Origin of the sequence: Glaciecola punicea (genome assembly GCF_001756615.1) — a bacterium.
GTDB lineage: Bacteria > Pseudomonadota > Gammaproteobacteria > Enterobacterales > Alteromonadaceae > Glaciecola > Glaciecola punicea.
The window spans coordinates 304816-328317 of the sequence record NZ_LZXY01000003.1 but is presented as its reverse complement, the minus strand read 5'-3'; the positions used below and the strand labels follow the sequence as shown (position 1 = coordinate 328317).

Annotated in this window: 19 protein-coding genes; 8 read left to right on the top strand and 11 right to left on the bottom strand. The window is 46.1% G+C overall.

Annotated features, from left to right (window positions below; translation table 11 throughout):
* The first annotated feature begins 2 nt into the window (after positions 1-2).
* The 3 genes from BAE46_RS05595 to BAE46_RS05585 all read left to right on the top strand — a co-directional run bounded on the left by BAE46_RS05595 (position 3) and on the right by BAE46_RS05585 (position 2634).
* Positions 3-494 (top strand): DUF4920 domain-containing protein, encoded by a 492-nt coding sequence (locus BAE46_RS05595; RefSeq protein WP_006004582.1) that lies wholly within the window; start codon positions 3-5, stop codon positions 492-494.
* Positions 495-651: 157 nt separating this feature from the next.
* Positions 652-1209 carry a sugar O-acetyltransferase gene (locus BAE46_RS05590; RefSeq protein WP_006004580.1) on the top strand — a complete coding sequence of 186 codons (558 nt, stop codon included), beginning with the start codon at positions 652-654 and terminating at the stop codon, positions 1207-1209.
* 165 nt (positions 1210-1374) lie between these two features.
* Positions 1375-2634 carry an MFS transporter gene (locus BAE46_RS05585; protein ID WP_006004577.1) on the top strand — a complete coding sequence of 420 codons (1260 nt, stop codon included), beginning with the start codon at positions 1375-1377 and terminating at the stop codon, positions 2632-2634.
* A gap of 3 nt (positions 2635-2637) precedes the next feature.
* On the opposite strand, the gene BAE46_RS05580 is transcribed toward BAE46_RS05585, so the two are convergent.
* Both BAE46_RS05580 and ilvD read right to left on the bottom strand, forming a co-directional pair.
* Positions 2638-3243 (bottom strand): DedA family protein, encoded by a 606-nt coding sequence (locus BAE46_RS05580; RefSeq protein WP_006004576.1) that lies wholly within the window; start codon positions 3241-3243, stop codon positions 2638-2640.
* A gap of 18 nt (positions 3244-3261) precedes the next feature.
* Positions 3262-4941, bottom strand: coding sequence for a dihydroxy-acid dehydratase (gene ilvD / locus BAE46_RS05575; RefSeq protein ID WP_006004572.1), 1680 nt, complete (start codon positions 4939-4941; stop codon positions 3262-3264).
* 283 nt (positions 4942-5224) lie between these two features.
* Here ilvD and BAE46_RS05570 point away from each other — a divergent pair, with 283 nt between their 5' ends.
* The 3 genes from BAE46_RS05570 to BAE46_RS05560 all read left to right on the top strand — a co-directional run bounded on the left by BAE46_RS05570 (position 5225) and on the right by BAE46_RS05560 (position 9901).
* The gene (locus BAE46_RS05570) at positions 5225-7024 is read left to right on the top strand and encodes a putative bifunctional diguanylate cyclase/phosphodiesterase (protein WP_070111931.1); all 1800 of its coding nucleotides are present in this window, start codon (positions 5225-5227) and stop codon (positions 7022-7024) included.
* A 216-nt stretch (positions 7025-7240) separates the two neighbouring features.
* A complete protein-coding gene (locus BAE46_RS05565; protein WP_083256807.1) occupies positions 7241-8353 on the top strand; it encodes an endonuclease/exonuclease/phosphatase family protein in 1113 nt (370 codons plus the stop codon).
* 516 nt (positions 8354-8869) lie between these two features.
* Positions 8870-9901, top strand: coding sequence for a hypothetical protein (locus tag BAE46_RS05560; RefSeq protein ID WP_006004564.1), 1032 nt, complete (start codon positions 8870-8872; stop codon positions 9899-9901).
* Positions 9902-9910: 9 nt separating this feature from the next.
* On the opposite strand, the gene BAE46_RS14760 is transcribed toward BAE46_RS05560, so the two are convergent.
* Entirely contained in the window at positions 9911-10054 is a 144-nt protein-coding gene (locus BAE46_RS14760) for a hypothetical protein (protein WP_171901008.1), read from the bottom strand.
* Positions 10055-10307: 253 nt separating this feature from the next.
* Between BAE46_RS14760 and BAE46_RS05555 the strand changes: the two genes are divergently transcribed.
* A complete protein-coding gene (locus tag BAE46_RS05555; RefSeq protein WP_070111930.1) occupies positions 10308-11453 on the top strand; it encodes an efflux RND transporter periplasmic adaptor subunit in 1146 nt (381 codons plus the stop codon).
* On the top strand, positions 11453-14584 hold the full coding sequence (locus tag BAE46_RS05550) for an efflux RND transporter permease subunit (protein ID WP_070111929.1): 3132 nt from the start codon (positions 11453-11455) through the stop codon (positions 14582-14584). Before BAE46_RS05555 ends, BAE46_RS05550 begins: the two co-directional genes overlap by 1 nt.
* A gap of 25 nt (positions 14585-14609) precedes the next feature.
* Here the strand turns inward: BAE46_RS05550 and BAE46_RS05545 are convergent, their stop codons facing one another.
* The 8 genes from BAE46_RS05545 to BAE46_RS14990 form a co-directional block, all read right to left on the bottom strand.
* Entirely contained in the window at positions 14610-14999 is a 390-nt protein-coding gene (locus BAE46_RS05545; protein WP_070111928.1) for a Na+/H+ antiporter subunit G, read from the bottom strand.
* An 8-nt stretch (positions 15000-15007) separates the two neighbouring features.
* A complete protein-coding gene (locus tag BAE46_RS05540; protein ID WP_006004554.1) occupies positions 15008-15277 on the bottom strand; it encodes a K+/H+ antiporter subunit F in 270 nt (89 codons plus the stop codon).
* Positions 15271-15783 carry a Na+/H+ antiporter subunit E gene (locus BAE46_RS05535; RefSeq protein WP_006004553.1) on the bottom strand — a complete coding sequence of 171 codons (513 nt, stop codon included), beginning with the start codon at positions 15781-15783 and terminating at the stop codon, positions 15271-15273. Before BAE46_RS05535 ends, BAE46_RS05540 begins: the two co-directional genes overlap by 7 nt.
* The gene (locus BAE46_RS05530) at positions 15780-17306 is read right to left on the bottom strand and encodes a monovalent cation/H+ antiporter subunit D (RefSeq protein ID WP_070111927.1); all 1527 of its coding nucleotides are present in this window, start codon (positions 17304-17306) and stop codon (positions 15780-15782) included. The genes BAE46_RS05535 and BAE46_RS05530 overlap by 4 nt, the downstream gene beginning before the upstream one ends.
* Positions 17303-17668, bottom strand: a complete 366-nt coding sequence (locus BAE46_RS05525) for a Na+/H+ antiporter subunit C (RefSeq protein WP_040520480.1) — start codon at positions 17666-17668, stop codon at positions 17303-17305. Before BAE46_RS05525 ends, BAE46_RS05530 begins: the two co-directional genes overlap by 4 nt.
* A complete protein-coding gene (locus BAE46_RS05520) occupies positions 17668-20457 on the bottom strand; it encodes a monovalent cation/H+ antiporter subunit A (protein WP_070111926.1) in 2790 nt (929 codons plus the stop codon). The genes BAE46_RS05525 and BAE46_RS05520 overlap by 1 nt, the downstream gene beginning before the upstream one ends.
* 219 nt (positions 20458-20676) lie before the next feature.
* Positions 20677-22635, bottom strand: coding sequence for a DUF748 domain-containing protein (locus tag BAE46_RS05515; protein WP_244884987.1), 1959 nt, complete (start codon positions 22633-22635; stop codon positions 20677-20679).
* Positions 22523-23083: a DUF748 domain-containing protein gene (locus tag BAE46_RS14990; protein ID WP_244884986.1), complete on the bottom strand. Its 561-nt coding sequence runs from the start codon at positions 23081-23083 to the stop codon at positions 22523-22525. Before BAE46_RS14990 ends, BAE46_RS05515 begins: the two co-directional genes overlap by 113 nt.
* Positions 23084-23502 lie beyond the last annotated feature (419 nt).

The following is a 23502-nucleotide window of genomic DNA, read 5'->3' as shown; positions in this document are numbered from 1 at the left end:
ATATGAAAAAATTAATATCCTGTAGCATTATATTAAGCGCCTTAATAAGCAGCCACAGCTTTGCTCTTAGCGATACACTTCGCTTATCAGAGCCTGTCGTAAAAAATGCCATAAGCGAAACCTTCGGGCAAGCGCTAAACACGTCACTTGAAAAAGTTACCATCGCTGAATTAGCTAATGATTCGAGCAAGCACCTAGGCAAACCCTTTCAAGTAGAGACGAAAATTGCAAAGGTGTGTCAAAAGAAAGGCTGCTTTTTTATTGCTCAGCAAGATGAACATGTTTTACGCGTTTCGTTCAAAGACTACGGCTTTTTCATTCCCACCGACAGCAGCGGTAAAACAGTGCTGCTAGCGGGAGAATTGATTCAAAAAGAGATGAGCCAGCAACAAGCCGCGCATTTTACCGACGACCTACAAACCGAGTCAGCCGCAATAAGACCCGGTATTGTGTATGAAATTGTCGCTACAAGCGTACAAATTCCGTTAAGCTAGGCGCAAGATACTAACTTTGAGTGAAATAAGCGCTTGAATCTGAACCGTATTTTGTTCAAGCGCTGTACACTAACTTACGCCTGACACCTCGTTTGCACTGTATTTAACGGTAAAATCAAGGCATAAAAAGCAACGCTTCAGCAAAAGGTTTATGAGCATGACCTCTCTTAGTGAGAAACAAAAAATGGTTCAGGGCCTAGAGTACTTCTCTAGCGACAAACAGCTTCATCAAGATCGTGAGCGTGCCAAGCAGCTTTGTCAGCAGTTTAACGCAAGTGCCATTGACAAGCGCAAGGCTAGCCGAGCAATTATAAAGACTCTGTTTGAAGCGGGCGCGGGTGCATGGATTGAACCGCCTTTTTTTTGCGACTACGGCTACAACATATCAGTTGGCAAACAGTTTTATGCCAATCACGGCCTCGTTATTCTCGACGCAGCAAAAGTTACTTTTGGCGATAACGTGATGATTGCACCGGGGGTGCTTATATCAACCGCAACTCACCCGCTAGATCATCTTAAGCGTAATAAGGGCATTGAAACTGCGCACCCTATTAGTGTAGGAAATAATGTCTGGATTGGCATGGGCGCAAAAATTCTCGATGGCATCACCATTGGCGACAACGCCGTTATTGCCGCAGGTGCGGTTGTCAATAAAGACGTGCCCGCCAACACTGTTGTTGCAGGTGTACCGGCAGGTGTTATCAAGCATTTATAATATTGACCAACAACATAAACCTTGTCATTACTAACAATGCTAAAAATGACCCAATGCACTGGCAGTATGCTATTTAATAATAAGCCCATTGCTGCTTTCTAATTACACCATCTTTGCGTTATACTGCGCAAAATTCGTCCTAACGACTCTCTTCTAGGCTTTTTCGTGCGTTCAATACTTGTTTCTATAATGGCTTTGTTTGTAAGCATCTTTTTACTGCTACTTGGCAACAGCTTGTTAAGTACCTTGCTTATACTAAGAGGTGTCGAAGAGGGCTTCTCAGGTAAGTTTTTAGGCCTGTTAACCTCCGTTTATTTTTTGGGGGCTTTTGCGGCTACCTTAATGGCATCGACCCTTATAAAGCGAATGGGGCATATTCGGTGCTTTACATTTTGCACAGCCTTGCTCGCTTGCTCTACATTAGCGTATGTCGTGCATGTAGCGCCAATAACATGGCTATTTATTCGCTTTCTCACTGGTTTTGCCATTTTTGCTATTTATACCGTACTAGAAAGCTGGCTTAACGGCCAAACCCAAGACGAATATCGTAGCCGCGTATTTTCTTTATATACACTGGTGAACTTCGTGGCTGTGGCCGCTTCGCAGCAGCTTTTACTGCTTGATAACGCCACCGGCTATATGTTATTCATCATTGCCAGCTTACTGGTAACCGCCGCTATTATGCCTGTTTCTTGGACCCGCCTGCAGCAGCCTAATATCGCCATTGACATGCCCTCTATGAGCATTAAAAAAGTGGTTGATGCAGCGCCAGTTGCAGCATTAGGCTGTTTTGTATCAGGCTTAGTTTTAGGCCCTTTTTGGGGCTTAACGCCACTATTTATAACCGAACTTGGCTACACCAATAAAGAACTAGCGGCGTTTATATCTCTGTCAATTTTAGGCGGTGCACTCATACAGTACCCTGTGGGTTTGTGGTCTGACTATATGGATCGCAGGCGCGTCATTTTGTTTTCGTTTGTGTTTGGTGCGGTATTTGCGGTGGCAATGTCTTATAGCGCGCTGTACTTTGCCCAAGAGCGCGGATTAATAACCCTATTTTCAGCACTATTTTGCGGCTTAATTATCGCCGTTTATCCCATATCGGTTGTCCACTTGGTCGACAGAATACATAAAGATCATTTGGTGGCCGGCTCTAGCTGCCTATTGATGATTTATGGACTGGGCTCTTTTATAGGGCCTGCCATAGCCGGGTTTGCCCTTGAGTATATGGGTGCAGCTGCATTACCCATTTATTATGCGATTGTACTTGTCATATTTAGTGGTCTGCTACTTATTCACTTAATGCGCTCGAAAATTGTCGAAATACCAGAGGATCATGAAAGTGAGTTTGTAGCAATGGTGCGTACCTCACAAAATGTACTGCCAATGCACCCAGAGTCTGAGGAAATATTAGACAAACCTTAAGTATTAAGGTTTGTCTAGGGACCGTTTTTCTTTATCTAGCTCTTCGCGCGCGACCACATTGATATGCCGATAGGCAATATAAGTCAGCAAGAAAAATATTCCGAGTAAAGCGACGCTAAACACGCCCCAATTGTCGCCAACATAATAGTCAAGCGCGGCGCCAAATAAGTAGCCGGTACCTACTAGCGCAAAAGCCCAAGTAAGCGCTGAGGCAAAATTAAGTCCCGTAAACACCTGCCAAGGCATGTCGGTTAGTGCAACTGGCAAAGCGCCAATAGTGCGCATACCTTTAGGATAGCGGTATAAAAAAATGTAGGCTTTACCGTAGCGGTTAAGCAGCAGCCTTGCAGTGTGCACCGATTTTTGATAATGCTTGTTAGCCCATAGATTTTGAACACCATATTTTCGGCCAAGGTAAAAACGCAGTTCATCGCCCAAATACCCACCCATAATTACCGCAGCGCCAACAATCACTATGTCTAAAGCGCCTAAATGAGCGGCAATGCCCGCAAAAAGGGGCAGCGCGCCGCTTTTTAAAGCACAGTAAAGGAATAAAATTGCATAGCTGAGTACGCCGTAGTCACTTATTATTTGTAAAATCGTTTCCATGGCGTTTAACAGTATTCCTTAATCGGGCTTGTCGGTAACTGCGCCCGTAGAGGCTGAGCTTACCGTTCTAGCATACTTTGCAAGCAAACCACGTGTATATTTGGCGGCAGGCTGCTGCCATTTTACCTTTCTTTTTGCCATTTCTTCGTCGCTAACGTGTAAGGTCATTTCCCGCGTTTGCGCATCAATGGTAATACTGTCACCATTTTGCACAAGCCCTATTGGACCGCCCTCAAAAGCTTCAGGCGTAATGTGACCTACCACAAAGCCTCTGCTGCCGCCTGAAAAACGACCGTCGGTAATAAGCGCAACGTCGTTGCCTAAGCCTTTCCCCATGATGGCCGAGGTAGGGCTCAGCATTTCGCGCATGCCGGGTCCACCGCGTGGCCCTTCGTAGCGAATGACGACGACGTCACCTGCCACTACTTGGCCATCGATAATGGCGGCAAAGCCCTGCTCTTCTGAATCATAGACTTTCGCGTTACCCGTAAAACGTAAGCCCTCTTTTCCCGTAATTTTGGATACCGCGCCCTCGGGGGCTAAATTACCATTGAGTATGACTAAGTGGCTGTCTTTTTTAATCGCTTTATCAAAAGGTAAAATTATCTTTTGCCCTTCTGGGTAGTCAGCCACACCGGCTAAGTTTTCAGCCATGGTTTTGCCCGTTACCGTCATGCATTCGCCGTGTAACATGCCCGCGTCTAACAGACGTTTCATAAGCGGCTGAATGCCGCCAATTTCGATTAATTCAGACATTAAGTATTGACCACTAGGGCGTAGGTCGGCAATTACTGGGGTTTTATCACCAATTCGAACAAAATCATCTAAAGTAACTTCAACGCCTATTGCATCAGCCATGGCAATTAAATGCAGCACCGCGTTGGTCGACCCGCCTAGGGTAATAATGAGCGTTATGGCATTTTCAAACGCTTTTTTGGTCATAATATCAGACGGTTTAATATCGTGTTCCAACAAGTGCACAATCGCTTTACCGGCGTCTAGGCAGTCTTGCTTTTTATTTTGTGAAACGGCATTTTGCGCAGAGCTATTGGGCATGCTCATGCCTAAGGCTTCGATAGCTGAGGCCAGTGTATTAGCGGTGTACATACCCCCACATGAGCCTGCGCCAGGTATCGCCGTTTTTTCAATGTGCTCTAATTGTGTAATGGGGATATCGCCGGCGGCATAACTGCCAACGGCTTCGAAAACAGAGACTATGTCAGTGTGATTTTCGCCCGGCAAGATAGTACCGCCGTAAACAAAAATAGAAGGGCGATTTAAGCGCGCCAAGCCCATTAAACAGCCAGGCATATTCTTGTCACAGCCGCCAATAGCAATAATACCGTCGTGCCCCATGCCGGCAGAGACCGCTTCTATGGAGTCACAAATGACCTCGCGTGACACTAACGAATATTTCATGCCTTCGGTGCCCATTGAAATACCGTCAGATATGGTAATGGTGTTATAAATGACGCTCTTTGCACCGGCGCTATCAACGCCTTTGCCTACTTCTTCTGCAAGCTTGTTAATGTGCATATTGCAGGGCGTCACCATTGACCATGTGGAGGCGATACCTACCTGAGACTTTTTGAAGTCGTCATCGGTAAAGCCAACGGCTCTTAACATCGAGCGGCTGGGTGCTTGAGCAGCACCGTCTACAATTTTTTGTGAATATTTACGCGGTTTATCAATTGGCATGTCTTGTTCTTTGTATTTTGATTAGTTGCGCATACTATAGAATTGTATGGCGTAATAAACAATACTACTTAGGTCCATTTCCTTTAGCTTGCGTAAAGCAATTTGCAGATATTGTGAATAAATAGGATGTGTATAACGTTGTATATATTAACGCATAACACTAAATATTTCATATAATATAGTGTAAGAGATGCATAATGAAGGTTAGAGCATTAAAATCATGCAAGGTTATTATTTTCTATGCACTCCCTTAAATATATTGATGTAATAAGAGATTTTAAGAATGGCTAGAAACGAACATTCTGATCAAGTCAAAAAAAGGCTGCAAGAACTGGCAAATGCTAAGATGAATGAAATTCAAACCAAAGCCACCACCCAAGCAGCCTCAAACAAACACAAAAACGCAGAGGAAAAACTCCATCTTGCGGCGATCGTTTACGATTTGATAAATGAAGCCATTATGGTCTTTGATGCTCACAACATTCTCATTTTGGTTAATCGCTCCTTCACCCGAATAACAGGTTATACAAGTGAAGAAGCCTTAGGCCAACCTTATTCAATACTGCGCTCACGCGTGCATGACGATCAGTTTTATAAGGATTTGTGGCAAGACTTAAACGCCAAGGATCAGTGGGAGGGCGAAATATGCAATTTAAATAAAAATGGTGAGCCCTATATTGGCTGGCTTACCATTTGTACTATTTACAACAGCGATAATAGTGTATCAAAGCGCGTTGGCCTACTAACCGATATTACTGAAAGAAAACGAGCCGCCGACATCAGCGCAAAACAGGCTAACTTCGATACTTTAACCGGCTTACCCAACAGACGCCTTTTTCAAGAACGCCTTTCACACTCGCTACTAAACGCTGAGACTAAGGGGGGTGAGTTTGCGCTGTTCTCCATCGATTTAGACCAGTTTAAAGATATTAACGACTCTTTGGGTCATCAAATGGGCGATAGCCTGTTAATCGAAGCGGCCAAAAGGCTACAAGCCTGTATTTGTCGCAGCGATACCGTATCGCGGCTCGGCGGCGACGAATTTACGGTTATTATAGGTGAAATTGTTAATATTGACAGTACCAAGATACTCGCACAAAGAATTCTAGATAGCTTAAGTGCACCTTTTAACCTAGGTGACAATGTGGGCCATATTTCGGCCAGCATTGGAATTGTTATTTACCCAAAAGATGGCACTGATACAGAGTCCTTAATAAAAAATGCTGACCAGGCCATGTACGCGGCTAAAACTGACGGCAGAAACTGCCTGCGCTATTTCACTAAATCGATGGAAGAGAAAGTACAAAAAAAATTAAGCTTAAATAAAGAACTCAGAAACGCCCTTGCAAAATCTGAGTTTTGGGTAGCTTATCAGCCAATTATTAACTTAGCGTCTGGGAAAGTACATAAAGCTGAATCACTGCTGCGCTGGGAGCATCCAGAATTAGGCAATATTCCCCCGATAGACTTCATTCCAATCTGTGAAGAGTATGGACTCATTGCTAGCATCGGTAATTGGGTATTTGAGCAAGCCTCGCTGCAAACAGCCGTATGGAGAAATACCCTTGACCCAAACTTTCAGACCAGCATTAATGTGTCGCCTGCACAGTTTAAAAGCGATCGAACCTACCATAAAAACTGGCTTAGCCACTTAGACAACATTAATTTAGACCCTCAAAGTATTGCCATAGAAATAACCGAAGGCTTGTTAATGGAAATGAGCAGCCATACCACAGCGCAGCTCGACGCGTTTGATGCTGCCGGCATTGAAATATCGCTGGATGATTTTGGCACAGGCTACTCTTCACTGGCCTACTTACAAAAATTTCATATCCACTATTTAAAGATTGACCAATCTTTTATTGAGAACTTAACGCTCGACTCAGACAACATGGTCCTGTGCGAAGCCATGATAGTGTTGGCGCACCGATTAGGCTTAGAAGTTATTGCCGAAGGTATAGAAACGCAAAAGCAGCGTGATTTATTACTCAGTATAAACTGCGACTATGGTCAGGGTTATTTATTTTCTAAACCCTTAACGGCGAATGAATTTGAAACCTTTGTGCTCAACAAGCATGCCTAATTTACACCGTGAGCACGTCGTAAATACTGCCAAATACAACATTACTGCCGCTACGCTAATTACATTTTCAAACAAAGCCTGTTGCACAGATAAAGCATATAGTTTATTTTTCTATTATTATTTTTTGTTAGTAAGAATTATATGAAAACGCATGCTGTGTTCTGGACTTTGGTATTAATGTTATGTCACAACTTTTCTTTTGCGAAGTCGCAAACTATGCCTATTAGAGTCGCCATTTTCAATGTAAGCATGGAGGGGACTAATTACGTCGTGCTAGAGCAAGCTGTTAAGGGGAATGAACTTTCACAACACTTACAAGCTAGAAACCATCCGCAGATTAAAAACATTGCCGAAATTATTCAACGGATCCATCCAGACGTTATTCTGTTAAACGAGTTTGATTACTCACCGCAATCATCACTAGACATCCAGCATTTTATTAAAAACTACCTGCAAGTATCACAAAGCGAAAACCCCATTATTGATTTCCCGTATTTTTTCGCTGGCCCCGTTAATACAGGTGTCGATTCGGGTCTAGATTTAGACGGCGATGGCAATGCGTCTGGTATCAGGGGCGACGCTTTTGGTTTTGGCTTGTATCCGGGTCACTATGGCATGGCAGTGCTCAGTAAGTTCCCTATTCAAACACAACAAATTCGGACTTTCCAATATTTTTTATGGAAAGACATGCCAAACAATTTATTAGAAACGGTGAAAAACGAAGACGGCAGCGATTATTACAGTGAACAAGCACAGCAGATCCTGCGTTTATCGTCTAAGTCTCATTGGGATGTGCCTATTAAGGTAGGTAACCAAAGCCTGCATATTCTTAGCAGCCACCCTACCCCACCGGTTTTTGATGGCTATGAGGATCGAAATGGTAAACGTAATCACGATGAAATACGTTTTTGGACTGACTATATTTCAGGCAGTGAATCTTCTGCATATATTTATGATGACAAGGGTCAGCGAGGCGGATTGTTAGGTGAACACTTTATTGTTGCAGGGGATCTAAATGCTTCACCCGTTGAAGGTAGCGCAATGCCCAGTGGGATTTCAGGTTTAATTAATCACCCTCGCATTAACGACACAATGTCACCCAAGAGTGAAGGAGGCCGGGCTCATTCACCCGACAACATCAATGGCGCAGAACATACCGCAGGGTGGAGAATGCGAGTCGACTATGTGCTGCCCTCTAGCAGCTTGAAGGTGGCGAACAGCGGTGTTTTTTGGCCTACACAAGATGATCCCCTACACCACCTAATTAAAGACAGGCAAAGCTCTTCTGATCATAAATTAGTATGGGTGGATGTTGATATGTCAAAATAGGCAATATTGCTTGGATTGACAGTATATTCTCGGTTTTAAGAGGTAAATGGTTAAAGGTGCTCATACAACCTTTAAAAATGCGCAAACTTAGCTTAAATGCCTCGTTTACTAGTCTGAAAGGTATCGATTTGGGAGTATGGCGTGCTAGAGCTTAAGTAGTTCTGATTTTCTTGGTCTTATGTGTAGACTCATTTTGTGTTTACACATACGGCCGCTACCGGTGTCTCTTTCTTCTCGCCACTTAACATTGCCAATAATCACGCCAAGCGCTAAATTAGCAGGAATATAAACCACCAAAATACTTCAGTTAAGCGAACCCAAATCATCCATACTTTATCCACCCGTTGCGGTAATAAAAAATGCTATAAAACAATATGCTGAAGCAATTAACTGCCAACATAGGTTTAGTAACTTGTTAAATATTTCTAGTGACGATATTATAAGTTGACTTCGAAGTCATTATTCAATAGTCTTTTTGTTCATTCATTTATCCGCCTTTAAAAGGACATAATTCCAATGCCTAATTATCAGTTAGAAAAACAACTAGTACTGGACATGTTCACTGCTATAGAGGGCATGGTGAACACGGTCGAAACGCCCGCGTTTACCACTGCCTTACACCCGTACATTAGCGAGCAGTACCAGTTTTATGGTTGCCATCCTTTTGGTGAAATGCACACACTAGATGAAGTGTGCAGCAGCGTGTGGACACCGTTGTTTACATCATTTAACAATATGCAACGCAGACAAGACATATTTATTGCAGGTAAAAATGCCCACGACGATCACGTATGGGTAATGAGTATGGGCCACTGGATGGGACTTTTTGACGCTGACTGGTTAGGCCTAAAGGCCACCGCGCAAACCACTATGCTGCGCTATGCAGAGTTTCACTGCGTTGAAAATGGTAAAATTATAAAGAGCAGCCTGTTTTTCGATATTATTGGTTTTATGCAGCAAATAGGCTTGCAGCCGCTACCCTTACAACCAGGCGCTTCTTTTTTAGTACCGGGCCCGCAAACCCATGACGGCCTGCACTTTGACGAGCATGCACAAAGCGAAGCACTTGCCACTTTAGACCTGGTTAATCGCATGGTGGACGATTTAACGGCCTTAAATAAATCAGGCAACGATAATTGCCCACCCGAAACTTTAGCTAAAACATGGCACAGCGATATGGCTTGGTACGGCCCCGCAGGTATTGGCAGTGTGCATACTATTGAACGTTATCAGCAGCACCATCAGTTTCCGTTTAGAAAAGGACTAAAAGATAAGGTGTTTAATGGCCATGTGAGTCGTTTTGCAGAAGGCAATTTCGCGTGTTTCTTTGGCTGGCCTAATTTGTCAAATACACCCACTGGCGGTTTTTTAGGCTTACCCGGTGGGCAAGTGAAAGCCAATATGCAGGTGGTCGATGTGTACAGGAGACAAGGTGATAAACTAGCTGAGAACTGGGTAATAATCGATATACCCTACTGGTTAATGCAGCAGGGCTTAGATATTATTAAGCGAAGCGCTGAGATTAGTAACCCAAGCTCGAAAGTTTAAAAGTATAGCTTAGGCTAACTGCGCTTTGGCTTCTTCAAATTTGTGGCTAAGCGCGTTAACGGACGAGACCACCTTTTCAACGGCGGCAATAAGAAGTTTCGAAAACTCAGCCAGTGATAACGCCATAGTGTATGTGACAAGGCGGCACAACATCCCTATGCCCCCTAAGTTTGTGTAAGCTACTAACTGTCGTGAGCTTGTCGTAATATTTATCAGTAGATGTACAGAGCAACTCAGTTAATACAAATATGTTTTTTATTACTTTCTCAGTTTTACCACTTAAATAATTAGCAATAAATCAAGCAATTTATTGCAGTTTTATAGCATATACGACTATGATTACGCTTAGCATTGACATGCACAAACCCGCTTTACAATGCTTCGCTTTTTTATAATTGAGAGAGATATGACAAACCGCAACAAAGCCAATGTTTACACTTGTAGACAGATTATACTTAAGCTAATAAAGCCGACATTAACGGTCTTAGCGATAGCTAGCTTTGCTGTTGTAGCACAAAACACGACTAATCCCATACAGGTTGATGTTATTTACCCTCAAGGGGTGCAAAACATGCAAACCTTAGTGCTAACTGGCACCGTTGAGGCCAAACAGCACGCACACTTAGCGCCTCCAGAAGCTGGGCGCGTAGCCGCTATTAATGTTGAAATTGGTGACATTGTTACGCTAGGCCAAACCTTATTAAGCTTAGACAACAAGCTTGCTGAACTTGAGGTAAATGCCGCGCAGGCGAATGTAAAAGCAGCCAAAGTCAATGCCGATGAAGCAATGCGCTTATATCAAGAAGTACAAAAGCTGTCTGAACAGCAGGTGGTCGCACAAACCCTTATTGCAGAGCGCGCTGCTTTTTTAGCCAGTACGCAAGCTCAACTAGCAAGCGTAGAGGCAAGCTTTAGTTTTGTGCAAGAACGATTAAACCGGCACACTTTAAAGGCCCCTTTCAACGGCGTTATTGCCCAAAGAAACGTTGACATTGGCGAATGGGTAAGCCAGCAAACCGGTGTCATTACCTTAGTGGCGCAAGATGACTTGCGTCTTACAGTGGCCATCCCCCAGCAATACTTCAGCAGCTTAAGTAAACAAACAGATGTGGCGATTGAAATAAAGCCCGATTCAAGCGATGCTAAGGCTTTTAGAGCAACATTAAGCCGTTTAGTGCCGGTGTCTGACATGCAAACTCGCACCTTTATGGCGCAAATAGATCTGCCCAATAATACTGCCTTAGTGTCAGGCATGTCAGCGGTAGCGCGCATTTCAATTCCCAATAGTGAGCAGTCATCTATTACGCTGCCTCGCTCTGCCATTAAGCAACACCCTGATGGTGGCAGCAGTGTTTTCATTGTGCAAAATGGTGTGGCAAAACGCATCGTCACTGCTTTCACTTCATTGCCGAATAACCAAGTGACTATTAATAATCAAAACACAGACGCTGCGTTTATCATTTCAGGCGTAGCCTCACTGCAAGACGGCACCGCTATTGTACCCACAGTACTGTCAAATACTGTTTCTAAGCTTGAAAGCGTTGCTCGCTAATGATTGAGGCAGCGGTAAAGCGCGGTATTTTAGTCAGCGTTATTGTGCTTATAGCCTGTATATTGGGTCTTGTGGCATCGGTCAATATACCCGTGCAAATGATACCCGACTTAGAAGTTCGTACCATTACCGTTCAAACAGGCTGGCCTGGTGCCACGCCCCAAGATGTAGAAAAAGAAATTTTGATTGAGCAAGAACGCTACTTGCGCAGCTTACCCAATTTAAAACGCATGATTTCATCTAGCGAGATGGGCTCGGCCAGCATAGCTCTAGAGTTTCCATTTGGGGTAGACGCTAACGAAGCTCTTATTCGCGTTAGCAACGCATTAAGCCAAGTGCCTAGCTACCCAGAAAACGTTGACCAGCCGCGTCTGTTTTCAAGCTCATTTTCAAGCAACGCTTTTATGTTCTTTGGCTTATCTCCCCTTGAAGGCAATCCTATGCAGCTAGACGTTGATATGCTGCGCGATTTCGCCGACGATTTTATTCGCCCCCGCATGGAAAGTGTGCCGGGTATATCTCAAGTGGATGTGCGCGGGGGTTCGGCGCGGCAAATTCAAATAAAGGTAGACACCACACGCTTAGCGCAAAGAGGTATTAGCCTAAGCAAAGTGCGTGACGCAATACGAATGCGTAATGCAGACTCATCGGCTGGCGATTTAGAAAGTGGGTCCAGTCGCTATTTACTGCGTGTAGTGGGCCGTTTTGAAGACCTATCCCAACTTGAGAATTTGATTGTCGATCGTAGCAACAACGCCAACTTATATTTAAAGGACATTGCGCAAGTTACGCTTGATCATTTTGAAAGCCGCGGCTTGTCATATTCAAACGGCGAGCGAAATTTAACTATGTCGGTGCGCCGCGAAAGTGGCTCTAACGTGATTGACATTAAAGCCGCGCTGTTGCCTCTTGTGGAAGAGATCAATCAAACTTTATTGGTGCAAAATGGCCTTACATTAAGACTATTCAGTGATGACGTGCAGTACGTGTCTAGCTCGCTTAAAAACGTGTGGGTAAACCTAGGCTTAGGCGCAGTGCTGGCCACACTAGTCATGTTTTACTTTTTACGCTCAGGGCGCTCTACCTTAATAGCGGTTATTGGTATTCCTATCTGCACCATTGCCGCCTTTTTAGCGTTATTGGCCTTTGGCCGCACTATTAACGTTATTTCCCTAGCGGGCGTAGCCTTTGCCATTGGCATGACCGTTGACAACACCATCGTGGTGCTTGAATCTATTTTGCAATTTAGAAAAAAAGGACTCAGCCGCTATCAAGCGGCAGTTGATGGTGTGCGCGAAGTATGGCCAGCTGTTCTTGCCTCTACCGCCACCACGGTGCTGGTGTTTGCGCCTATATTGTTTATCGCCCAAGAAGCTGGTCAGTTGTATTCAGATATCGCGATTGCTATTTCAGGCGCCATTATTGCCTCTATGTTAGTGGCTATTTTTGTGGTGCCTGCGGCAATGGCTAACATTGGTAAACAAAGCAATACTAGCAGCAAAACGCTGGTGCTAAGCCATAAATGGATGCGCTTGGTCGATGTCTTTTGTAAGACCAAAAAGCGGGCACGCATTTTATCAACCGGGTTTATCGTGATTATCTTAGGCAGCGCTTACATACTTATGCCTGCGGCGGAGTATTTACCAGAAGGGGAGGAACCAAAGGCCTTTTCACTCATGTTCGCGCCGCCCGACTATAACCTATCGGAAATGGAAAAAATTGGTGATGAGTTAAGGGCGTATTTCAAAGACTACCTTAACGCCTCCCCCGACGCTTTTGAAAATGGTGAGACCAACATGCCGCCGCTGGCCTATTACAATATGTCGGTGTCTATAGGCCGCATTTGGTTTTTGAGCGCCCCCACCAACCCTCAATACATTGGCGAAATGATGGACGCCATCACTGAAAAGTTTCGAAGCTTCGAAAATATGCGCGCATTTTCTTCCAGAGGCTCTATTATTTCAAGCAACGACGGCGGCACGCGAGCCGTTGCCGTAGACTTAGCTGGCAATAACCTAAGCGATTTATACAGGGCAGCGCAAGCGGTATACTCACAGGCTGAAATTGTATTTGATAACCCGCAGTTGAACTCCGACCCCAGCTCGCTAACCCTAGAGCAGCCGCTGATAGAAATTCGCCCGCGCTGGCAGCGCTTAGCTGAATTAGGTATCAGTAATAGAGATTTTGGCTACTCTGTGGCAAGTATGAGCGACGGTGCCTACGTTGACGAATTTATTCTTAACGACGACAAAATAGACATTTTTATGTTTAGCAACGCGGGCAACAAACAAACCATTGAAGCCTTAGCGTCATCTCCTATGGTAACGCCCGATGGCAACATAATCCCATTAAATGCCATTGCTGATCTGCTTGAAAGTAAAAACAGTAATTCAGTGCGTAGAGTAGACGGTAAGCGCACCGTTAGCGTGTATATTATTCCCCCTAGAGACGTCGCTTTAGAAACAGCGCAAGCAGTAGTGCGCAATGAATTACTGCCGGTGCTGTGGCAGCAAGGCAGCATTGCACAGGGGATTAATGTGAGTATAAGCGGCGCAGCAGATCAGCTAGAAGCCACTCAAGCGTCGCTGTCGAGTAATTTTCTGATCGCAATAGTGCTTTGTTTTTTACTATTGGTGGCTATTTTTACCCACTGGCGCTACCCGCTATTTATTCTTGCTACAGTGCCTTTGGGCATGGCGGGCGGTTTACTGGGGCTAATTTTAATCAATGCGGTAAATGCTGGGTTAAACACCATTGGCCTTGGTGGGGCACATCAACCTTTTGACATGATCACCATGCTAGGCTTTTTGATACTGCTTGGCACCGTGGTGAATAATCCAATTTTAATTGTAGACCAAACAAGGCGCTTTTTAGATCAAGGTGAAAGCGTTCACAAGGCAGTACGAGGAGCCGTTGAAAAACGCTTAAAACCCATCTTAATGTCTACCGCCACCACTATTTTTGGTCTTGCGCCCTTGGTGCTGCTGCCCGGAGAAGGCACAGAACTGTATAGAGGCGTTGGCATAATTGTACTGTGTGGGATATTCGTGTCGACTTTGCTAAGCCTTACTTTCTTACCTGCACTCTTAACCAGTTTACTGCGCGAGCAAAACAGCCAAGCGCCGCGGTGATCGTTCTTGTAGTGACACCTAGCGCTTATTTGTCTTGCTCTTGCTTTTCTCCACTAGGCTGAGGAGGCTCTTGCATACGCGCATTTTCAAGCAGATGCAGATTGCGTGTTCGCTCGATAGCAGCAACCCGATTATGCATCGCTGCTTTTGCCAAAATATGTGCAGTGACGGGCGCCGTTAGCACTAAGAATAGCGAGATGAGTAGCTCATTAATGCCAAAGTTTCCCTGCGAGAAGTACATATACAACATTGAGCCTATTAGAATGCCGCCAAGGCCAAGCGTGGTGGCTTTAGTTGGCGCGTGTAAGCGCACATAAAGGTCTTGCAGACGAATTAGTCCTATAGAGCCCACTAGCACAAATGTACCCCCTAAAAGAAGTAGCGCAGATATAATTAGTTCAGCCGTAAAACTCATAGTGTCTCCTATTCGATTATGTCGCCGCGCAGTAAATACTTACCAAACGCAACGCTGCTAACAAAACCGAGCATTGCGATTAGCAAAGCCGCTTCAAAATACAGCGGAGTTTTGTTGTAAATGCCGTAAATTAGGATTAGGGCAATACTGTTAATGTACATAGTGTCGAGCGCTAACACACGATCTACCACATGCGGACCTATTATAAGTCGCCACAGGTTTAGCACTAGCGCAATACACAACATGGCAGCCACCACTACTACGGTTATATCTAGCATCCGAAAATCTCCTTAACACGCGACTCGTAGCGATTTTTAATCAAATCAATAATCTCTTGTTCATCTTCAGGCATGTCGAGTACATGCACATACAACCACTTTTTGTCTTTTGACACATCCGCGCTTACCGTACCGGGTGTCATGGTAACCGTACTGGCAAGCACAGAAATGGGCAGGTACTCATCTAAATCTAGCGGCACGGCAACAAAACCGGGCTTAATATTGCGCAGCGGTCCTACCACTAAAATCGCTACCTCAACATTGGCGACCACTATATCTTTAAACACCACAAATATGTAGCTGAGTGCCTTTAGCGGCCGCTTCATTTTAGGCTGAGGGACTCTTAAGGGTGCACACAACAGCGGGATGACAATGCCAAGTACAGTGCCAAGTAAAATGTGACCTAAGCTAAGAGTACTGTTTAGCATTAACCACACCACTAACAACAATATAGTGTGAAAAGGCATGGGTAAAAAACGTGAGCGAAAGCCCTCAAGCAGTATCATTGTGTATCCCCTTGTAAGTTCATCACCTCCAGTAAATACGGAATATCGTGCAGTTGCTCGGCCGCATTATTGGTGTATTCAATCACGCTGGCACCAAAAAGCGCCAGCATGGGTGAAGCGATTAACAGCAAACCGGTGCCGCCAAGCTGCCACTTTGAAATACCGGGCGATTCTGCTGCATCATGGCTAGGCGTATTGCGCCAAAACAAGGTGGTGCCGGCTCTAGACAATGCCACTATAGTGGCCAAGCTAGAGATCAAAATGATAGACCACACCCAGGCTGTATAATCGGTGTTTGTTGCTGATTGCAAAACAACAAGCTTGCCTAAAAATCCTGCAAACGGCGGTAAGCCTGCCACCGCCATAGCGGCCACCACGAACATAACACCTAACAAGGCTTGCTGCTTCATTTTGCGGGCAATTACAAAGTAATCAAGCGCTTTACCGCGCTGCTGGCCCAGCATGTCGGCGATTAAAAACAGTGCACCTGTAATTATGGTGCTGTGAATAAGATACAGCAGGCCTGCGGCCGTCGCCTCTGGCGTTCTTAGAGCAAAAGCAATTAACAATGTGCCCACCGACACCACCACCAAGTTCCCCGCTAAAGTGCGCAAATTAGGGCTCGCAAGTGCACCTATGGTGCCGGCCACTATGCTGAGTATGGCCAAGGGCCAAATCCACGGCTGGATCATGTCGGCTAATTCACCCGCTTGCTCACCAAATATAACGGTGTACACGCGAAATATACAGTAAACCCCTACTTTGGTCATAATGGCGAACATCGCCGCCACTGGCGCACTAGCAACCGCGTAGGTTTGCGGTAGCCAAAAATGCAGCGGCAGCATGGCGGCCTTCAAGCCAAACACAATTAGCATTAACGAACCACCAGCCTGTGCAATAAGCTGGTTGCCGTCAGATAGTTGCGTAACCCGCATGGCCATATCGGCAATGTTAAGCGTGCCGGTTATGCCATAAAGCGTGCCTAGTGCAAACAAAAACAGGCTAGACCCGACAAGATTCAAAATTACATAGTGCAGATTAGCCGCGGTTTTTTGCTTACCGCCGCCGTGTATAAGCAAAGTGTATGAGGCGATTAGTAGCACTTCGAAAAATACAAACAGGTTAAATAAGTCGTTAGTTAAAAACGCACCACATATTCCCACCAATAAAAACTGAACCATAGGATGGAAATACTTGCCTTCGCGATCATCTCCTGCAAACGAATACAAGGTAATGGCTAAGCCCAAAAAACCGGTTAAGGCCACTAGCATGGCAGAAAGCTGATCTACATATAAAATAATACCAAATGGCGGCCGCCAGTCACCTACCGCATACATAATGGCGCCGTTTTGCACCACCACGTACATTAGGTAAACAGAGACGGCTACTTGTGTCAGCATTAAAAACAGCGCACCTGCACGCCTGTACTGATACCTCAAAGGACCCGCAAACGGCGGCAGTAGCATGAGCAAGCCGCCAATCATGGGGATTAAAATCGGCAAAATGGCCAAATGTAAGGTCATGCTTTGCCCCTGTTTGGTTTAACTAGTTTGTCGGAGTCCAGAGGCTCCGAGCCATCTACAAAGTCGTTGCCAAGATCTGCGCGAGCGCGTAAAGCTAAAATAACCACAAAGGCGATCATGGCAAAGCCAATAACAATGGCGGTTAGGGTAAGCGCTTGTGGCAGCGGGTCGGCATATTTGTCTGCCATGCCTAAAATTGCCGCACCGTCTAAACTCAAACGACCGCTTGAAAACAAAAACAAGTTAACCGCATAAGAGAGCATAGTTAAGCCCACAACGACCGAAAAAGTGCGTCCTCGCAAACACAAAAACACCCCGCAAAACGTTAATATACCAACACAAATTACGTATACAGTTTCCATTATTCCTCCGGAGTTGGGCGATGAGAAGAGGTCAACTTACCCAGACTCGCCAATATAAATAAGGTTGCACCCACTACCGTTAAGTACACACCCAAATCAAATACAAGGGCACTTGCCAGCTCTATTTCGCCAATCAATGGGATATCAAAGTAATCAAACCATGTGGTCATAAATGGACGGCCAAAGAACCAACTGGCAATCCCGGTGAAAGTCGCAATTAACACACCCAAGGAAATAAGCGTTTGATATTCAACTTTTATACGTGGTTTAACCCAATCCACACCATGCGCGATGTACTGCTGAATTAAGGCAACTGCCGTTATAAGACCGGCAATAAAGCCGCCACCAGGCATATTGTGTCCGCGCAGGAATATATAAAACGAGACTAATAGCGCTAGCGGCAATAAGGCCTGCGATATCATGGCTAGGATAGGCGGATGACGGTCTTGCGACCAAGGAATGCCGTTTTCATTAGACGATGGCATAGCCAGACGCACGCGCGCGAGCAAGTTAAATATACCCAACGCAGCAACACCCAAGACTAAAATCTCGCCTAAGGTGTCAAGGCCCCTGAAATCGACTAATATAACGTTAACCGCGTTAGTGCCACCCCCGCCTGTCTTACTGTTCGCTAAGAAAAATTCAGATATGGTGTCAATTGGCTGGGTAATGAAGGCGTAGTTAATAGTCGCCACTAAGCCGCCTATTGCTGCTGCAATACCTAGGTCTCTTACCACACGTGAAGGAGACGACTCAGAGGCCGTTTTTTGCGGCAAGAAAAACAGCGCAAGCATCAACAATATTACCGTTACCACCTCTACTGACAGCTGCGTAAGAGCTAGATCGGGCGCCGAGAAACGAGCAAACGCAATAGACACTATAAGCCCTACTACCGACAAGGTAATAAGGGCAATCATGCGCTTACGATGATAAATCACGGTAGCAATAGCGCTTAAGCATAAAATAATAGCGGCGGTAATTTCAACGCCACTGACCGGCTGGTCAGGAACACGCGTTGCCACACTATTTAGGTGTATTAGCGGAACAGCCGTTATCGCAATGGTAAACAACAGCAGCGCGGCAATGTAACGCTGCAATGAACCGTTGCTTAAGCCGTTGTGTGCTTTAACGGCATAACCCACAAGTGTCTGTATCACGCCTTCAAATATAAGCTTCTCGTCAGACTCTTGGAACTGTGCTTGAAAACGGTATAAATGACTGCGATAGGCGTACACAATCAAACCACCTACAATCGCGATAGCACTCATAAGTAACGGTATGTTAAAGCCATGCCAAATGGCTAAGCTATAGTAAGGCAGTTCGGTCATGAGCACGCTAGATGATGCAGAAGCCAGTAGGTCGCCCACCATAAAGGTAGGGAAAATACCTACTAACAAACACAAGGCGACCAATATTTCAATTGGCACTTTCATAAAACGCGTTGGCTCATGCGGTGTTTTTGGTAAATCTTTGGGCTCGCCGTTAAAGAATACGTCGTGGATAAAGCGCATCGAATAAGCCACTGCAAAAATAGCAGCCAGCGTAGCTAACACCGGCATCATCCAAGACAAGAAGCCAAGGGACGAGGAATGCAGAGTTTCGGCAAGGAACATTTCTTTAGACAAGAAACCGTTAAGCAGCGGTACACCGGCCATAGAAGCAGCGGCAATCATCGCGAGCGTGGCAGTGTAGGGCATAAATCGCCATAAGCCGCCAAGTTTTCGCATGTCTCGTGTACCCGATTCATGGTCAATAATACCTGCAATCATAAACAACGAGGCTTTAAATACAGCATGGTTCATTATATGAAATAAAGCGGCCACAGTGGCAAGTGGTGTGTTTAGCCCTAGTAGCAAGGTGATAAGGCCAAGGTGACTTATGGTGGAATAGGCCAACAAACCCTTTAAGTCATGTTTAAATAGCGCTATATAAGCACCTAACAACATGGTTATTAAGCCTGTCATACTCACAATCAAGAACCACATTTCGGTGCCTGATAGCACCGGATACATGCGCGCAAGTAAGAAAATACCGGCTTTTACCATTGTCGCAGAATGTAAGTACGCACTGACTGGTGTAGGCGCTGCCATTGCATGAGGTAGCCAAAAATGAAAGGGGAATTGAGCAGATTTGGTGAAGGCACCGGCCAAGACCAAAATAAGTATGACGGGATACAGTGCACTTTCTCTTATTAAATCACCGCTTGCTAAAATGACTCTTAACTCGTAGCTGCCCACAATGTCTGCGATTATTAACAAACCTGCTAACAGCGCTAAGCCCCCGGCAGCCGTGACCGTAAGAGCCATTCTAGCGCCTTTACGCGATTCAGATTTTGTTGACCAAAAGCTGATCAATAGGAACGAGCTTATGCTGGTAACTTCCCACGCCATCCACATTTGCAGCACGTTGTTTGACAGCACGATAGACAGCATTGCTGTCATAAATAAAATTAAATAAGCAAAGAACCGCCCAACTGCTTCTTTTTTAGACAAATAGTAACGGGCGTATACGATAATCAGCAGGCCTATACCCAAAATCAGTAAGGCGAACATGAGCGCTAGTCCGTCAAGGTGCAGTGATAAAGTGAGTCCGGCTGCCGGTATCCACTCTAAATATTCAACGACTACCTCACCGCCAAACACGGCAGGAATTAAGCTAATAATGTAGGCTAACGCGATTGCGGGAGCCACCATGGTGCAAATCGTATTTATTGTGCGCCCAAACCTTTCGGTTACTACTGGCACTAAAACACCAATCAATAAGATTGCGGTTATCCAGAATAAGCTCATCGTTTCGTTGTGCTCCTTTTTTATTATTCTTCGCTTATTAAGCACTTCGAGAGGAAGCGAGGATAAGTAAAATAAACTATAAGCAAGATCTATGCAATAGACTTTGATTTTGTTGATTTATTGGTGCGTGGACCAAGTTTGTGGTTATGGTATACGAAGGGATAAAAGGTTCGGGTTATATTTTTATTGAGTTTTGAATGCCATATTTGTTCGCTTGCCTCAATCCGTGGTGATACCAACTTCTATGGCAATGCGCTCGCCGTCCACAGAATCGACCTCTTTGGGCCCCAAAAGACGCACTCGGTCGGCTGCTATACCAACATCCGTATTTGGCTGGACGAGGGCGTCCCGTGCCACCGATGCGCGGGCGTTGGCGATGGCTTCGAGATCAACGTCCGTAATGGATTGTGCAGCGATGACCCGTTCGGCCAGGTGGTTGCGATAAGCTAGGGCGTCCAATCCCGCTCCATCGGATGACGCATTCTGTTTTTTGGTGAAACGCGCTTGGACTGCCTCCAGGTCTGCCTGCGGGTAATACGCGGTGAACATCGCCTCGACAATACCCTGATTGGCCTGGGTCGTCAGGCTAGGGTCTGCGACTTCGCGGCCCAGCTCAGCGAGGCCTTGCCGCAGAACTTCGATGGCTTTCTCACGTTGCAGGTATGGCCCATCGAAAGTCCGGCTGAAGGGACCGGCGAGCTCCAAGATCAGCGCCGGGCGCTGATTGAGGGCCTCGCGAAGCTTAGCGATGCGCTCGCGTTGGGGAGGGAGCAGGCTAGTTCGGCCCTGCGGGAATTCAATCTGACCAAGGTCTTTTGAGTCAGCGCCAACGAGGCTTGCCAGAAAACTGAAAGGCGCTTTGATGACAGACGTAATGGCATTTCCCAGTGAATTGCGTATGACTTTGTTGAATTCGAATTCCGGGTCGCCAACATTTCCTGTCACTGGCAGACTGAGTTCAATGACACCGTCGCTGTCCTCAAGTAGGGCTATGGCAAGGTCTAATGGCAGGTCCATGGCGTCGCTGGAAGCCATCTTTTCGCCGAGTTTCAGATGATGAAGCACCAGATTGTTTTGTCCGTCGAGTTGCTTGTCCTTGACTGTATAGTCGAGATCAAGGTCCATGGTACCCCCCGCGATTTTGCGCCCGGAGAAGTTCACTGTGTAAGGGGAGTATTTCGGGACCTTAAGATTGCGGAACCTCAGATGCAAATTGGTCTGGCGCATGGGATGCCAGGCGTGGACGGCACCGTCGACGTGCGCCAAGCCGAACTCTGCGACCGTGCCCTCCAGCTTCACCTGTGCAGGCTCGGTCGAGGTTGAGCTCAAAGTCGATATCGCTCCGCTCAAGGTGTGGATGCTCGTCGAGAAGGGCAGCGCCAGGGAGTAATCTGCAAACCGGAGGGCGCCGTCGGTCAGCTCAATGCTTTCAATGACGAACCTGAACGGGGCTATCTCCTCATCCGTGTCATGCGTGCGCGCGGCGTTATCATTATTCTCGGCGTCGGCCTGCGGCTTAGCCACGAGCTGGCCGAAGTTGCTTGTCTGATCCTTGTGGATGATTACCCGGCCGGACAGACCCTTGACGGCGATGGAGTCGGTCTCAATCTGCCTTTCTTTGAGGCGTAGATCGAGCTGTTCAGTCTGAAGGCTTCGCCACCCGATGAGTGTTTCGTCATTGAGCCCTTCGCTGATGCTCAGCGCGTCGATGCCGCCACAGCCTTGGAATGCCAAGGGTTGCTGTGCATCTGTATGAATTTGGCCGCTCAGGGTCAGTGTTCCGCTATTAAGTCGCACATCCGCGAACTGCCTCAGGTAGGGTTCAACCTGAGGCAGTGCCAGCTCATCTATACTGACACTGCTCTCTAGGGCGACGGTCGGTAGCAGTTGCAGCGTACCGTCGAAGGCAAGCATACCGCCTTGTGCGAACTGCCCTTGTAGACGCACCGGGATGCGCTTAGGTTTCTGCAGCGCAAAATCCTTTACGAACAGCTCGATGTCCTGCAGCGCCAGCGATACTCGCTTCGGTTTATCAGCGTCAGCAGCCGTCGTGTCCCTTAGGTTGTCAGCAAAGCGCAGAACACCGCCCTCTATGCGCAGATCGTTGATCTGCACCGCAGGCAGTTGATCTGCACCGCAGGCAGTTGATCTGCACCGCAGGCAGTTGCGCAGGTTCACCTTTGGCCGGTACCTTGTCAGGAGGCAGGGTGGCCAGCCGGGAGAAGCGGGTTTCGCCCGAAGCGAAGCGTTCTTCCTGAATGATCGGTTTGTCGAATCTAATTGTTTCGAAGGTCCAGGCTCTGTTGATGATGCTCGACCACTCAAGATTGATGAACAGCCGGCTCCAGCCAAGCAGTTGCCGGTTGTCGATGTCGTCAAGTACAAGCCCGTCGATCCCAAGCGTCAGTGTGTAGGGGTTGGCCTGAATTGACTCAATGCGAAGTTCGCGCCCAAAGTCTTCTTGAGCGGCGGTCACTGCGAGGTACTGGATGGTCCAGGGCAAGCCAAAAAAGCCCAGTAAACTGTACACGATCACCAGCGTAAGCAGCCAGAACCGAATTCGGCGCGGGGAGATCCATTGGGTTTGAAGATAGCCGCCGAACCGACGGAGTAAGCTGCTGTGCATAGGAAAGCCTCTATTGGAATGCGTTTTATTGCACAGTGGCGACCTGCCTGTGCCCTGCTCATGGTGCTTTTGTCTCTGATCCAAAGTTAAAATACTAATTCTACACTATTGTCGATTTTTAATTAAGATTGTGACTCAGCCATTAGCAAAATCAATCACTTAGAGCTCTATAATTTTAATTAAGTTTGTGACTTTGCATGGTGAGAAATAATCAAATGCAATCTTTGCATTAATTAAGTTTGTGACTCCTATCAACTTTATATTTTTTAACGTGTACGATTATTATTCCAATTACAGCTGATAGCTCAAACCCGCCTGATAAGTACTGTCTTAATCGCCCACCGTTTCACTTTTCATAATTGCTCTGAACTCTAAATATATGTCAGTCGCCAAAGTGCCAGAAGCCGACATAAGATTCT